10 protein-coding genes, 1 CRISPR repeat array and 1 riboswitch are annotated in these 14,647 nt (G+C 48.5%); of the genes, 3 read left to right on the top strand and 7 right to left on the bottom strand.

Annotation, left to right across the window (positions count from 1 at the left end; genetic code table 11):
- Positions 1 to 39 precede the first annotated feature (39 nt).
- From L6439_RS18820 to L6439_RS18805, 4 genes are all read right to left on the bottom strand, one after another.
- Positions 40 to 1,413, bottom strand: coding sequence for an XRE family transcriptional regulator (locus L6439_RS18820; protein ID WP_213471731.1), 1,374 nt, complete (start codon positions 1,411 to 1,413; stop codon positions 40 to 42).
- A gap of 153 nt (positions 1,414 to 1,566) precedes the next feature.
- The gene (locus L6439_RS18815; RefSeq protein WP_237096540.1) at positions 1,567 to 1,758 is read right to left on the bottom strand and encodes an aspartyl-phosphate phosphatase Spo0E family protein; all 192 of its coding nucleotides are present in this window, start codon (positions 1,756 to 1,758) and stop codon (positions 1,567 to 1,569) included.
- Between the two features lie 240 nt (positions 1,759 to 1,998).
- Complete coding sequence (locus tag L6439_RS18810; RefSeq protein WP_213471730.1) at positions 1,999 to 3,300, bottom strand: helix-turn-helix domain-containing protein; 1,302 nt, start codon at positions 3,298 to 3,300, stop codon at positions 1,999 to 2,001.
- Between the two features lie 242 nt (positions 3,301 to 3,542).
- On the bottom strand, positions 3,543 to 4,478 hold the full coding sequence (locus tag L6439_RS18805) for an aldo/keto reductase (RefSeq protein ID WP_213471729.1): 936 nt from the start codon (positions 4,476 to 4,478) through the stop codon (positions 3,543 to 3,545).
- A 369-nt stretch (positions 4,479 to 4,847) separates the two neighbouring features.
- On the opposite strand from L6439_RS18805, the gene L6439_RS18800 reads away from it, so the two are divergent.
- Positions 4,848 to 6,944 (top strand): TerD family protein, encoded by a 2,097-nt coding sequence (locus L6439_RS18800; RefSeq protein WP_213471728.1) that lies wholly within the window; start codon positions 4,848 to 4,850, stop codon positions 6,942 to 6,944.
- Between the two features lie 89 nt (positions 6,945 to 7,033).
- On the opposite strand, the gene L6439_RS18795 is transcribed toward L6439_RS18800, so the two are convergent.
- Complete coding sequence (locus L6439_RS18795) at positions 7,034 to 8,152, bottom strand: DUF4261 domain-containing protein (RefSeq protein WP_213471727.1); 1,119 nt, start codon at positions 8,150 to 8,152, stop codon at positions 7,034 to 7,036.
- Between the two features lie 348 nt (positions 8,153 to 8,500).
- Between L6439_RS18795 and L6439_RS18790 the strand changes: the two genes are divergently transcribed.
- Positions 8,501 to 8,824, top strand: coding sequence for a hypothetical protein (locus tag L6439_RS18790; protein ID WP_213471726.1), 324 nt, complete (start codon positions 8,501 to 8,503; stop codon positions 8,822 to 8,824).
- A 431-nt stretch (positions 8,825 to 9,255) separates the two neighbouring features.
- On the opposite strand, the gene L6439_RS18785 is transcribed toward L6439_RS18790, so the two are convergent.
- Together L6439_RS18785 and L6439_RS18780 are read right to left on the bottom strand one after the other, a co-directional pair.
- Positions 9,256 to 9,633, bottom strand: a complete 378-nt coding sequence (locus tag L6439_RS18785) for a hypothetical protein (RefSeq protein ID WP_213471725.1) — start codon at positions 9,631 to 9,633, stop codon at positions 9,256 to 9,258.
- Between the two features lie 93 nt (positions 9,634 to 9,726).
- Positions 9,727 to 10,728: an Rpn family recombination-promoting nuclease/putative transposase gene (locus L6439_RS18780; RefSeq protein ID WP_213471724.1), complete on the bottom strand. Its 1,002-nt coding sequence runs from the start codon at positions 10,726 to 10,728 to the stop codon at positions 9,727 to 9,729.
- Positions 10,729 to 11,120: 392 nt separating this feature from the next.
- A CRISPR array of direct repeats spans positions 11,121 to 11,748; the repeat unit is 32 nt; unit sequence GTCGCATCCTACGCGGGTGCGTGGATTGAAAT.
- 1,562 nt (positions 11,749 to 13,310) lie between these two features.
- Between L6439_RS18780 and L6439_RS18775 the strand changes: the two genes are divergently transcribed.
- The gene (locus L6439_RS18775; RefSeq protein ID WP_168181428.1) at positions 13,311 to 14,231 is read left to right on the top strand and encodes a methyl-accepting chemotaxis protein; all 921 of its coding nucleotides are present in this window, start codon (positions 13,311 to 13,313) and stop codon (positions 14,229 to 14,231) included.
- Positions 14,232 to 14,428: 197 nt separating this feature from the next.
- Positions 14,429 to 14,596, top strand: a riboswitch (cobalamin riboswitch).
- Positions 14,597 to 14,647: the final 51 nt, after the last annotated feature.

Here is a 14,647-nt window from a genome sequence, read left to right as displayed (position 1 = left end):
ACCTCACAACTTGTTTACTTACCAAGCCTTTCCCTGAATCTAGCTGCTCCTTCTAGCTATGTCCTTTTCTTGTTGTTTTATATAATACTTTTGCAGCTCAAGTATGTAAATATCTAGCTGTTGGCTAATCTGAACAACTTCGTCATCCGTAAGTTTCCCTTTTTGACTGGCGATGTGGATTAATTTTTGTTTAAGTTCTTTGACTTTGGCCAACAATGCATCATTTAAATTTTCTAATTTGTTTTTGCATTCCTTTTCATTATCAGTATCATCCACCTTAGAGAAGTACCATGCACTTTCTAGCAGATCTGATACTCCTTTTTGAATGTCGCCAACTGTAATGTAATATTGAGCTCGATGAAAATAAAATTTGGCAAGTTGCGAGATGATATTGGGGTTGTTTGTGCTGATGGATTGCGGGCATACTGGATATGAAAGTAGTTGTACAGCTTCTTCCAATCGATTTTCCCGCAAATATATTTTCATTAATTGATTCAGCGCCAGAAGGGCATCATCCTGATTGCATGTTTTCAGAAATGATGTCAACTGTTCGATAGCTACTTCGGTCTTTCCCTTTTTTGCGTTGAGCGATGCTGTCATAAGAATTGAATATCTCTTGATGTGAGGATAGTCGTATTGTGAATAGAGTCGTGAGTAATATTCAGACTTTTCGTAGTTCTCTATATAGAAGTAAGAATCACGAATTATGCCAAGCGCATTAATGTAAAACCAGTTGTCTGGAGCTGCCTCTCGAAGAACTTGGTGGCCGAGCTCGATGCTTTGCCGATACAGAAATAAATTGAACGCATGAATCGATAGTTTGTAATACATAACGATTCGGTCTTCTGGGGTTAAAAATTGGGCGTACTGAACAATATGCCTGCCGCTCTCGTAAACAGATCTGAGCCTGGTGAAGTCGTCCCGTTCGATAAGGTACACCTGAAGTAATCCCCTGGCCAGAAAGGGCATGATGCCATGGTCGCGCGAATAGTCAACAATGAGTTGATACAGAGCGTATTGAATCTCCTTATTTTCTACGTGGCCCGCGAAGTCATAAAGCCGTTCCACCAAGGCGTGACTATCGTCGCCGGAGGATTCCAAAAATTTTCTGCTTACTGTGGTTACCAGCTCGGCAGTACCCGAATGCTGAATCATATCCTGCAGCAGAAATAGGAGGGTGTCCGCCCTCTTGTCCACGGTAATGTGCAGTTCGACCCAAGTTTCTAGCGGGATCTGCAATGTTTCTGCAAGCGGACGGATGGTCTTATATTGCGGTCTTTTCACATCACCGTTTTCAATCTTGGAGATGGTCCCTTTATGTATGCCAGTCAGCTCTGACAATTGTGTTAGCGTCATGCCTCTATTGCGTCTGTAGCATTGTATTAACTCCCCAATGGACAGTAGTTGTGCCATCCGTTAAGCACCTTCTCCCCATATTCAATGATATGACCCATGACTGATTTTATGGTTTTAGGACCAGCTATCCCATCGTTGCAACGCTTGGATTAATCCGTTTGCCATTTGACTACCCCACAAGTTGTATACTTACCAAGCCTTTCCCTGAACCTAGCTGCTCCTTCTAGCTATGACTTTTTCTTGTTGTGTTATATAATACTTTTGCAGCTCAAGTATATAAATATCTAGCTGTTGGCTAACTTGAACGACTTCGTCGTCTGTAAATTTCCCTTTTTGATTGGCAACGTGGATCAATTTTTGTCGAAGTCCGTTAATTTTATGGAGAATATCATCACTGTACACAATAGTTCGTCACCTCGCATCAGCTTGGATAATGGGGCGCTTTCTTAACTATGAGTATACAATGTGTCGAACGAATCCCAATAAATTCAATTACAGGAAACAAGAAGAAACGAAAAAGAGTACCTATCAGGTACTCTTACCATGGAAAAATGCCTCCACTATTCCCCAATGCCACACTTGAAGTTACCACAACGACTGCCGAACAAACGATGCCGCTGCATAGCTTTGCTATGAGACGCTTCATACCAATCCCTCCAATTTATTTTCTTTAGCTGCACTGCGTTCATAATACGCCTTCAATTTTTCCACTGTGGACATTGACATGGTAACGTTTTGTTGCAGGTGGATGCACATGATTTGTTTGATACATTCTTTTTCCTGAACCGTATCATTTACTCTTGAGAAATGAAACGCGCCTTCCAGGTATTCAGATACTCCCTTATTGAGTTCGCCCAGGGTAACAAAGTATGCAGCTCGATGATAATAATATTCAGCTAACTGTGAAATAGTATTAGGGTTATTTGTGCTGATGGATTCCATGCATATCGGGTAGTCAATCAACTGTCTGGCCTCAACTAATCGGTTTTCTTGCAAATATAAGGGCATTAGCTGATTAATAGCTTGAAGTGCGGCATCCTGACTGCATGTTTCCAGAAATGTTCTAAGCTCTGTGATAGCAAAATTTGAGTTTCCTTTTTTAGCGTTTATTAATGCTGACATAAGCACTGCATTTGCTTTTACGTCCGGGTACTCGTAGTGCATATAAAGCGATAAAAAATTTTCAGACCTCTGGTAGTCTCCAAGGTAGAAATAAGAATTACACAATATGCCGAGGGCGTTTACGTAATACAAATGCTCTCTACCTGCTTCACCTGCTTCTTGAAGAACATTTAAACAGAGATTAATACTTTGTTCGTACAGAAATAAATTGAACGCATGTATAGCCAATTTGTAGTAGAAAGTGATTCTCTCTTCGCTGGTTAAAAAATCAACGAATTGAACGATATGTTTACCACTGTCGTAAACGTCCCGGAGCCGGGAAAAGTCGTCTCGCTCGATAAGATACACCTGGAGTAACCCTTTAGCCAAAAAAGGCATGATTCCATGGTCGCGAGAATAGTCCACTATGGCTTGATACAGGGCTAATTTAATCTCCTTATTTTCCAGGCTGTCCGTGAAGTCATAAAGCCGTTCCACCAAGGCGTGACTATCGTCACTGGGGGATTCCAAAAATTTTCTGCCTACTTTGGTCACCAGATCGGCAGTACCCGAATGCTGAATCACGTCCTGCAACACGAAGAGGAGGGTGTCCGCCCTCTTATCCACGGTGATGTGCAGTTCGACTAACGTCTCTAGCGGGATTTGCAATGTATCTGCAAGCGGACGGATGGTCTTATATTCCGGTCTTTTCACGTCACCGTTTTCAATTTTGGAGATGGTCCCTTTATGTATGCCTGTCAGCTCTGACAATTGCGCTAATGTCATGCCTCTATTGTATCTGTGACATTGTATTAATTCACCAATGGACAATATTTGTGCCATCCGATAAGCACCTTCTCCCCATAATCAATGATATATTACCTATAATTTACCATCCCCCTCTTGTTTTGTAAACATGACATGACAAAATAACTATTTAATGTAAACCATTCTACAATGAGGATAGTTGGTGGTTGGAAGACTGGTGACGAATGAGAGCAGAGCTGCTGTGAATCCCGCCAAAAAGGGCTGCCCTTCGTCATTTTTTTCTGACTTGTGGGACAGCCCTGGAGCTCCATATGCAATTATGCTTTGAAAATCTGATCGATCCGCTCGATCTCCTCCGGAGTGAGCCGAACAGATAAGGTCTTCAGGTTGTTCAGTACCTGATCCGGCCGCTTGGCGCCCGGAATGAGCGCGTCGATAGCGTCCCGCGTCAAATACCAGGCCAGCACGACATGGGCCACTTCGGCCTGCTTCGCTTCCGCTATCTGCCGGACTTGCTCCACCTTCTCCAGATTCGCGGCGAACGCCTCGCCCTGGAACATCGGGCTGTTGGCACGTCCGTCCGTGAACTGCGAATCCTTCGTATACTTGCCGCCCAGCAAGCCTGACGCCAGCGGGAAGTAAGGGATGAATGAAATGCCGTTCTCCGCCGCATAAGGAAGAAGATCACGCTCTTTATCGCGCTTGATCAGGTTGTATTCGTCCTGGATGACGTTGACGTAGCCGTCCTTATTCGCTTCCCGCAATTGCTCGATGGTGAAGTTGGATACGCCGATGGCCCGAATTTTCCCCTCGTCCTTGAGCTTCTTCAGCGTGCCAACGGCCTCGTCCTTCGGCGTCTGTTCGTCCGGAAAGTGTATGTAGAACAAGTCGATGTAGTCGGTCTGAAGACGCCGCAGGCTGTTCTCTACGGCGGCGGTCAGGAAGGCGGGGGAGTTGTCGATCTCCACCTTGCCGTCCACGAACTTGTGCGCCCCCTTGGTGGCGATTACGATGTCCGAACGGTTGCCCCTCTCCTTCATCACTTCGCCGATAAGCTGCTCCGAGCGCTCCGGTCCGTAGAAGAACGCCGTGTCCACAAAGTCGATGCCCTGATCGAAGGCCGTACGGACGACCTCCCTGCCTGTCTCATCGTTCAAGTTCGGGTGAATGTTATGTCCCCCGACCGCGTTGGCTCCAAGCCCAATCGGATTAACCCATAAGTCCGTCTTGCCGATGCGTGTCTTCTGCGTCATTCCCCTTCACTCCTTTGTTCAATATGCCTACAGTATAGCAGTTGCGGATCGCCGCTGGCAAACGAAGGAAAAACCTATCCATGCATCATTTTTCCAAGTTCGCCATACTTGCGCCCTGTTCGCGAGCTCCCCATGGTGCGAAGATAGTAACCAAGAGGCCGAGCGGGCAACAGCTTGAGCGGCGCTCCCATCTTCCGGCTATTGCTAACCTTCCTTCTACTTCCTTTACCCTGGCTTAGGGTAGCAGCTTTCCGGAAGATACCAGACTGCGTTCGCCAGGCTATCGTCTTTCTTCCTTCTACAATAACTTGGGTGTTACTAGAGGGGCGGCTTTCCTGGCGATGCAGTTCCATCGAAAAGGGGTATGACATGATGCAGAACGAGATTTATTTGCGCAGAAGCCGAAAAGTAATCGTGGTACCGGAACAATCCAAGCTTCCGGACGCGCAGTTGGCGACGGCAATGAAAAATATAGCCGCACTCGGCTTCACCTGTTCCCCCGCGCTGCTTGCGGCTCTTCGCACGCTGTCGGAGGTTTCGTTTTTGAGATGGTACAAAGCATTGATCCATAGCTTGAAAAAGCTCGTTGGCGCGCATGTTGCCTATCGGCCGATGTATCCGAATTTCCCGGAGCAGGTCATGGAGGCAAGCGATGCCGTGTTATTTTTAAATGCATGGTATCACTATGTGACGAATGAAGTGCCTGAGATGGAGCCGATCACCCGGGAAATTTTGCGGGGCAAGACGAAGCTGGAGATCATCGAGCTCGGTAGCGAGGAGCACTTCCGCCAGCTCATGCGTGAGCTGATGCAGGCGAATACGTCCATCTCGGACACCGACAAACAGGATCTGGCCTGGGTCATGGAGCATGACCAGGACATTGACGCTTTATTGCCGGATGCGATCCCGCATAAGGAGCAGGTCGGCTTTATCGTTGCTGCTTTGCTGCGCAGCGGCAAGGCGGACGTGACTCGCATTCAACGCTATGTGCGGACGGCGACAGATGTGCTGCGTCTGGCCGTGGCCTGGTCGGACGGCGATGTCAGCCTGGCGGCGAGCACGCCCTTCCGCAAGTTCACGCGGGCAGAGCGGCGGTTGCTGCTTGGCTTGCTGGAGCAATGCCCGCATCCGGCCGAAGATATGCTGCGCTGCCGCCACCGCTGGGTGCGTCTGGGCGAGATCTTGCATCCTTCGGAATATAAGAGCCGTTATCCACGATGCCAAGAAGCGTTTGATGTGCTGCGCAACAATCGGCCTTATGCGACCTTTGGCCATCGTCTTGAGGAGTCGCTGCGCTATTTCGATACCGATCAGGCCGTGGAGCAGCTATTGGAGCAGCCGGGTGAATTTGCCCGGCGCTTGGATCATTTGCTTCGCCTGGAAGGAGCGGAGGCGGGCTGGATTGCCTCGTTTTTTGCATCGGTGGCGGATCGGGTGGCGACACCGGTCTTGCTGCAAGTAATGACGCATTTCAAGTATCGCCCGTATGCTAATGAACTGCGGCTGTTTTTCCCGAAAGGCAATGTGGCCAAAGCGTTCTCTTCGCCAGATACGCGGCCTCCCGTCGCGCCGGACGCATGCGCTGCCGTAGTGGAGGTATGCGAAGAGACATTGCTCGCCCGCTTCGCCAAGCTACCTGCTCTCGGGAATGTCTATCTTGATCCGCAATTGCAGAACTATATGGTGCCTTTCTCCCAGCGTTCCGCCAGCAAGTCCTTGCGTACGCTCGTGCGTGGCAGCAAGCTGGCCATGCCGGCAGGGGAGACGATTCGCTTTTTCCTGTGGTGGAAAGAAGGGGTGAGCGACGGAAAGGCGACAGGCCGCACCGATATCGATCTCTCTGCCGTCTTGTATGATGACGCCTGGAACTACAAGGAGCATATCTCTTATACGAATTTGAGGTCTGCGCGCTATAAGGCGGCCCATAGCGGCGATATCGTATCGGCACCGCATGGCGCCTGCGAGTTCATCGATATCGACATTCCTACTGTCCTCCAGTACGGCGGACGCTATATTGTGGCCACGCTGCATTCCTTCACGGGGCAAGCGTATAGCGAGCTGCCGGAATGCTTCGCTGGCTGGATGATGCGTCAGCATCCGAAATCGGGCGAGGTGTTCGATCCGGCGACCGTCGTTGATCGCCTTGATTTGACGGCCAACACGCAGATTGCCATTCCGGCTATACTCGATTTGGCGGAGCGCACCGTCATTTGGTGCGATCTGGCTTTGACCCGCAATCCTCAATTCTATAACAATGTGGAAGGACATCAGACGGGAATGGTCGCCATGGGCAAAGCGATGACTACGGCAGCCAAGCCGAATCTGTATGAGTTGTTCCGGCTGCATGCGCTGGCGCGCGGACAGCTTGTCGAGCGGGAAGAGGAGGCGCAGACCGTATTTTCGGTCCAGCGTGGAATCACTCCGTTCGATTTGGAGGACATTATGGGAGCGTTTCTGGCTTCGTAGGGTACGGCGGTTTGTCTCATTTGTCGCGGTCGGAGCTGCCGGGGCACAAAAAAAGCAGGAAGCATCGCGCTTCACTGCTCTTTTTTGCCTTAAAATTCGATTTTAAGACTGTCACCGTCAACATATATGCCTTCGGAGCGGGTAATCGGCAGCTTCTGTTCCGCCGTGAAGCCGATCGTCTCGCCATCTCGTAAGGTGACGTCCTGCTCTACGACATAAGCGGAAATATAAATCAGGAAGTCACGCAGCTCGGCAGGGGTTGCCTGACTGTCCAGCACTTCGATTTCGTCCTTGCCGAAATGCTCCAGCCCGACCGTGTATCCGCTCACTCCTGATTCCGTTCGGACAAGGCCGAAATGCACCAGATTTAATAAAGGAAATTCGTCATCCGACTTCATTATCTCGGCCAACTGGACGAAGAATTCAGGCTGAAAGACGGTGCCGGATGAATAAAGCCCGATTGCATTCGGGAGCTTTAAGCAACTGGCGGCCAGCTTGGTATACATTCTTCCGCTGTCCAGCGGGGAGCCGGAGCGGGTAAATACAGCCAATATGATTTGGGCGACATGCGTTTTAGTGATCTCCACGGCCTCCGGCCAGAGGTAGTTGCCTTGCGCGTAATGCTCGGCTTCGCCGTCCGGCACGGGAGCATCGACAAAGCTAACGGCCAAGGTGAAGCCTTCCACCTCAAAGACCATAGTTCCCTCTTTTTCTTCCTCGGGGTTCTCGGCGGATGGACAAGAGATGTTCCAGTCCTGCAGCAGATTGGCCTTGATCTGTTCAAGGTCGCACTCCGAAGCGTTGAGCAGAACGAAACCGTTAAAAAGGCCGGATGATTCCTTCTTCGACCCGGAAGGATCAGATTGTTCTTGCTCTGCCTCAAGTGCTGCCGCTTGCTTCATCCAATACTCGCGGATCATTTCGACCATCGCAATCGCTTCCTGCTCCGCAGTAGCCGGATCATAGGGCTGCATCTCACTGAACACGTGGCCGCAATGCTCCGTGTCATCTGGAGCTTCATAGCCGCCACAGACGCCAAGAAGCCATGTCCCGAGCATGGTCTTTTTATACTTGAATATGTAGTAATGCATATCGTGCAGATCAAATTCACCTGCGATCTCAATCTTGCTGGGTTCGCGGCCGAGTTCATGTTCATCAGCCAGCCATTCTACCATCGATTGCATTGCCGCCTCTTGTTGGACTGTCATTCCATCTCTCCTCTCCCTTACCATAATATTGTAACGCGTTAGCGTCTTCTTTTAAAGTAAACCGTTAGTATAAAGTGAATTCGCGTTCGAGGGAAACGGATTTTGCTGTGTTAATCAGGGGCATTTTCGCAGAAAGAGGATTGAAAGGCGGCCGTTTTGACTTAACCAAAAGGGTGGATGCTCAAGAAGTATATTTCGAGAAAAGTGCTACAAATCTCAAGTTGCTGTTATTCAGAGGCAGCGGAACCTTACAATAACCTTACAGTTATACTAAATATATTGATCGTTGGAAAATAAGGGGATACAATGACCTTGTAGTTGAAATACCATTTTAAGGGAGGAACGAACATGAACAAAATCTTAATTGCTTCTTTATTAGGGGTTGCATTGTCATTGGGTGCGACTGCCCCATCCTTTGCTGCAAAAGACATGCACGAAATTCAAGCGTCAAAAAGCTACAAAGAAATGAGACTAGCCGTAGGTGAAACTGATTATTTGCCTTATGAAGACTCATATCTTTATGCTATTGAACCGATCGGCGATTCGGGAGAGATAATTCGCCTTACTAGTTATGGTAAAGTGAAAGGTTTAAAAAGAGGAACGGTGTATGTATCCATTAAAGATGCGGATACGGGTGAACTCGTTGACATCTACAAAATTAGAGTTTTTTAATGTACAAACGTAATTAAGTCGCTGATTATTCAGCGGCTTTTTTAGTGCAGGGAAATCTTTGCTAATGTCGAAGGCATGGTGGGAGAAGGCGGTAACAGTGAAGCGAGATATGGACTTAGATAAAAAATTCTGTTAAGTTACTTAAGTTTACTTTTAAAATATACTGGAAAAATAATGAGGGGCGTTCCTGGCAGGAAAGAGGGGGGCGGTTCATAAACGGCAGGTATAAATTTGAAGCTCACATGAAATCCCCTGGGTTGCCATCATCGAAAAATTCGAGCCCTACGTTGAAATCGCATCCTAAGTGGAAGCCCGCTGTGATTGATATTTGGGAGGTCGCAGGACGACCATGGGAAGCGGCGATTTTTTTGGAGTTAAGAAGCCGGTACAATTAAAAAAGCTAAAAGCTGCTTCGAAATGAAATGGCTTGTTCAATAGGATTTTTCCCGTAACTGAGCGATAATATCGAGTGAAAAGCCCGTGACCCTGGCGATCAATTCAGGGTCCAGATTTTCGGCAATCATGTTCTTGGCCACTTCTTCTTTTGCTTCCCGCTTGCCTTCTTGTTTGCCTTCTCGCATACCTTCTCGCATACCTTCTCGCATACCTTCTCGCATGCCTTCTCGTATGCCTTCTCTTCGGCCTTCGCGTCTTCCTTCGCGCTTAATGGCATCCAAGGTTTTTTCAAGCCCCATAACCGATACGCCTCCTTTTTCGTTTTGGATAAGCTCACGCAAATGCGGTTCATTTTCCGGCAATTTCTGACTTAAAATATTCGCCATCCAGGCGACCAATTGCTGCTGGCTCATTGTAAAAGAGAACTGGTATTTTTAATCTGAAAGATGTACTTAAATACAAGGAGTAAAAAAGGGGCCGTTCAAAAGAAGCGGCCGGAATATGAATCACTTAGATTTAGATTTTTCGCGTAACTGTGCAATAATGTCGAGTGAAAAGCCCGTGACTCTGGCGATCAATTCAGGATCCAGATTTTCGGCAATCATTTGCAGGACAACTTCCTCCTTTGCTTCCCGCTGGCCTTCTTGTTTGCCTTCTCGCATACCTTCTCGCATACCTTCTCTTCGGCCTTCGCGTCTTCCTTCGCGCTTAATGGCATCCAAGGTTTTTTCAAGCCCCATAACCGATACGCCTCCTTTTTCGTTTTGGATAAGCTCACGCAAATGCGGTTCATTTTCCGGCAATTTCTGACTTAGTATATTCGCCATCCAGGCGACCAATTGCTGCTGGCTGTCCTCCGGCAATTGCTGTATGGTGTGCATCAGCTTATCGAGTCGATTCAGCAGTTCCGCCTGATCCTCCGTCTGATCAAGCAAAAAGACAGAACCGATCGTATTGGAAAGAGCCAACAACTCTTTTTCCGTATATCGAGCAACATCAATAAGCAAATATTCAAAATTAAGAAGTTCCGAACCGAACATCGTCTCATTGGCTAACAACTGGCGAAATTGGCGGCTGGCGGTCCAGCGTCTCTTCCCATTGTACAGCACAATCGGCACAATGGGAGGCAACCGGAATGCTTTCGGTTTGCCCTTTGTTTTTTCCTGGTCTTTCATAAGATAGCGCCAGATCTCCACCTGATAAAGCAGAAGACGGTACGGCATGAGGAAGTCCACTGTGGACTGCATTTCCAGTAACAAATAAAACACGACATCTTGTCCATTCAGCTTCACGCGGTACACCAAATCGGCTTCCTTCCGCTTGAAGTCTTGAAGGACAAAGGAATGGGGGATTTCTTGAACGTTCGTTTCGTCTATGCGGTCCACCCATTCTTTTTGAACAAAGGAACGAAGCAACTCGACAAATAGCTTTTTACTGGACAACAGAAAGCGATATGACGTATCGTGACGGTAATGAATCGATTGGCGTTCGTCGGATTCCGTTCCCATCGCTGCCCCTCCTTCCTGCCATCTTTTCCTTTATTATACCTGATTATAAGTGGTGGGGAACAGGGTGGGAATCCGGTCGAGTCTATGCTGTAAGCCATATTTGCCAACGCAACTTCTGGATGAGTGAGTCTGAAATGATCCATCATTTAGATCCTCCTGTGGTATACTGAAAAAGAAGTTAAGAGCCTGTTTGCAATGGAGTAAAAAATCTGGTGCGAATGTGAAGTGCACATGAAATCCCTGGGGGATTCGCACCAGAGTTATTGCAATGTTATCCAATTCAGTTTGTGAAAGTAAATTAGTTTAAAGTTATTTGAAGCTAAAACTCTCACTTGCCTCGAAATTTTAGAAAAAAATTGATTGTATTGTTATATTTTATGTCATTTTTCGCGGTCGCATCCTACGCGGGTGCGTGGATTGAAATGACAAAGTCAACATATTCCTGGACAGCGTTCTCGTCGCATCCTACGCGGGTGCGTGGATTGAAATTTTATCTGCATACGATCAGCAATTAGCGGATTAGTCGCATCCTACGCGGGTGCGTGGATTGAAATCTATCATTGGGAGAATCCCTTCTTGCTTAAGAAGTCGCATCCTACGCGGGTGCGTGGATTGAAATACTTCAAGAGTCAATTCTTGTGGAGCGACATCTACGTCGCATCCTACGCGGGTGCGTGGATTGAAATAAGAAACGATGGCCGACGCAGGGCGCGAAGGTCCAGTCGCATCCTACGCGGGTGCGTGGATTGAAATCCCTGGATCAATCCCCGTGCCGGGGGCGGGCTCGGTCGCATCCTACGCGGGTGCGTGGATTGAAATTTCAAAAGCACGAACGGCGAGTTCGTCTTTTACTAGTCGCATCCTACGCGGGTGCGTGGATTGAAATTTCCGGAACATCTCCGCGAAGATATGGTCACCGAACGTCGCATCCTACGCGGGTGCGTGGATTGAAATCTTCAACCAGTTCATCTATATCGCCTCCAATGATGTCGCATCCTACGCGGGTGCGTGGATTGAAATGTTCTTCCAGCTCGTTAAGGTCAAAATAAGACTGTCGCATCCTACGCGGGTGCGCGTGGATTGAAATCTCCGGGATGATCCATTCGTACTCCGGACGGAGCGTCCCATCCTGCGCGGATGCCTGAATTGAAACGAAACCGTCCTTCGGTCTTGGGGCAAAGTCGATAATGTTTCCGATGCGCTACAAAAGCAAATTTTCTATGGCAATCCCGATTGTGAGGAGGCTGTCCCACAGGCAGTGCGCAAGGATGCGGGGCAAGACGGGATGTACAGATAAGAGAGTGGCAGGAAGACGGCGGACGGCAAAGCGGCGGAATAGGGATGGGTTGAGACGAGGTTGTGAGACGGAGATGGTGAAATGAATTCCTGCATGGATCAGGCTGTTGAGAAAGAAGTTTTGAGTAGGGAAATGGATATTTCCACCATCCTGAAAACTGCACCATTTCCCTAGACACGCCCATCCGGCAGTCGAAATCCGTAAAACTCCACGATTTCTCCAGACGCTCCTATTCAGTAAGCGAAATCCTGCATAAATACAGCAATTCGATATGGACGACTATTCCAGAAAGGGAATCCTGCAAAATTACAGGAATTTTTCCCGTTTCGCTTCGGCTTGAAGCAAAAGGGCCTAAAATGATGTAGATTTGCAGCAATTCCTCGGGATGTGGACTCATGAAGCCGAAATTCCTGTAAAATAGCAGCAATTTCCTCCGCACGTCCAAGCCCCGGGAGGCAACGATGCTTCGAGCAGGCCGATAATGCTTCCAGCAGGCCGGATAATGCGATGATGCCCCCAGCATCCGACGCGGTCGCTTGGATCCCGTAAAATCAGGCCATTGAGTAGTCTATGGGTGATTGATCTCTTCTCCCGGTAGAGAAAATCGATTTAAAACGCTCTAAGAGCCAAAGTTTGGATGAGGAAAATGGACCATCTCCACCCCTTCACAAAAAACAGGGATATTCCAACAGCCTGATGGATGCAGCATTTCCGCCGTTTATGCCCGTATTTGATTAAATTGCTGTAAAAGTGCATTATTTTCGCCGATTTTTGCTTCCTATCTATGCTAATCCCTTACATTCCTGCAGTTTTGCAGGAATCCCGCTATCGGGCGGCACCTCATAATGGAAACCTGTATTTTTGCATTATTTCGGCAAGCCGAGCTTGGAGAAGGCGGGGTTGTCTCATCACTGCAGCCAAACACTGCGGATGGGACAGCCCCAATTTTTTGTTTCAAAAATGGTTGAGATCTATGTTATATAATTAAAAAGTCCTAAGGCATATTGAAACAGCAGCTTAGAAAATGGGGCGAAAGTAATGCCAATTCATAAAAATAGAGGTTTAATTACATAAAAATTGGTAGATCTTATTCGCGGTATGTCCACACGACACGAGCTGATCATTCATCAATGTGCAAAAAACGAGATGCCGGACCAGGCTTAGCCATCAGCCAGCGGTTGCGCCATCTCATGGACGGGGATATAGAGGTCGAATCGACCCGGGGGCAAGCAGGTACGGATGGCATGTCTGCGGCAACGGCATGAAAAAAGGGAGATGCGCATGAATGAATAGCGGGATAAGGCAGAAAAGCACGCAAGTGCTGGAGGAGCAAGCGGTGCTGGCCGCATTGGAGCAGTCGCTCGCCATGATTGAATTTAATATCCAGGGCGAGGTTCTTTGGGCGAACCATCTGTTTGCCCAGACGATGGGATACACGGCGTCAGAACTCATCGGCAAGCACCACCGGATCTTTTGCACACGACAGTTTGCCGGCAGTATGGAGTATGATGCGTTTTGGGAAAATTTGCGGAACGGTATAAAGTTTCAACAGAAAATTGCCCGGGTAGCAAAGAGTGGGGACCTGATATGGCTGGAAGCCACGTATATGCCGGTCCTCGATGAGAAGGGCTGCACAGTCGCCGTGCTCAAAGTGGCGACCGACATCACGCCAAGGGAAAACGCCGCCTCCCGAATGAAGGACGAGCTGCGGCTGATGGCGGAGGATTTGCTGAAGCGGACGGAAGAAGGCATGGAGCGCAATCAAGAGGTTGCGGCAGCCATCCAGTATGCGGTGACGGACAGCGAAGATAACTTAACCCTCCTGCGTGAATTGGAAGAACAGTCCAAAGCCATCAAGGGAATTGTACAGATGATCCGGGATTTTGCCACCCAAACCCACCTGCTGGGCCTGAACGCGGCGATTGAGGCGGCCCATGCCGGGGAGCATGGCCTCGGATTTCAAGTGGTGGCCGCCGAGGTTCGGAAGCTGGCGGAGCACGTTCAGCAGGCGGCCAAAGATGTTCAATCCGCCATCGAGGGAATCGCCGATAAGATAGGACAGGTCGGCGGGGGGACGAAGAACTCCCGGAACGCAATCGTCGAATGCCAGCACCAGATTAAGCAAGCTACCGAGGAATTTGCCAAAATCGGCAAAGCTGCCGGGAGCCTGGATGCGCAGGCAAAAAACCTGAGCGAAATGATGTAACGAAGGCTGAACATCCCTATCGCAAAGATTTCATAAAGAGCGTTTGAGCCCGTCAGCAGGCTTGAAACGCTCTTTTTGTTGTCCGCAACCCGGCATGCAGTGAGTTCTGTCACAGGCGGCACGATGTCAGTCAAGCTATGATTCATCTAAGAGATTCACGCAATTCAAGTGAAAAAAATTCAACCTGATAAAAATTGAATAGAAACACTGAGCGGAGATCAGGGAAAGAGGTGCGATTCCTCTACAGGCCCTAGCTACTGTGAAGCGGACGAAATCCCATTCATTGTCACTGGAATTCATTTCTGGGAAGGCGGGAAAGTAGAATGATGCAAAGTCAGGAGACCTCCTCTGTTCAGCCTTGCAGCAACTTCTAAGGGAACAGTTGTCTATTGCAGAGAACCAAGGCACAAGTGTGT

Origin of the sequence: Paenibacillus dendritiformis, assembly GCF_021654795.1 — a bacterium.
Taxonomy (GTDB): Bacteria; Bacillota; Bacilli; order Paenibacillales; family Paenibacillaceae; genus Paenibacillus_B.
This window is presented reverse-complemented; position numbering and strand designations above follow the sequence as displayed.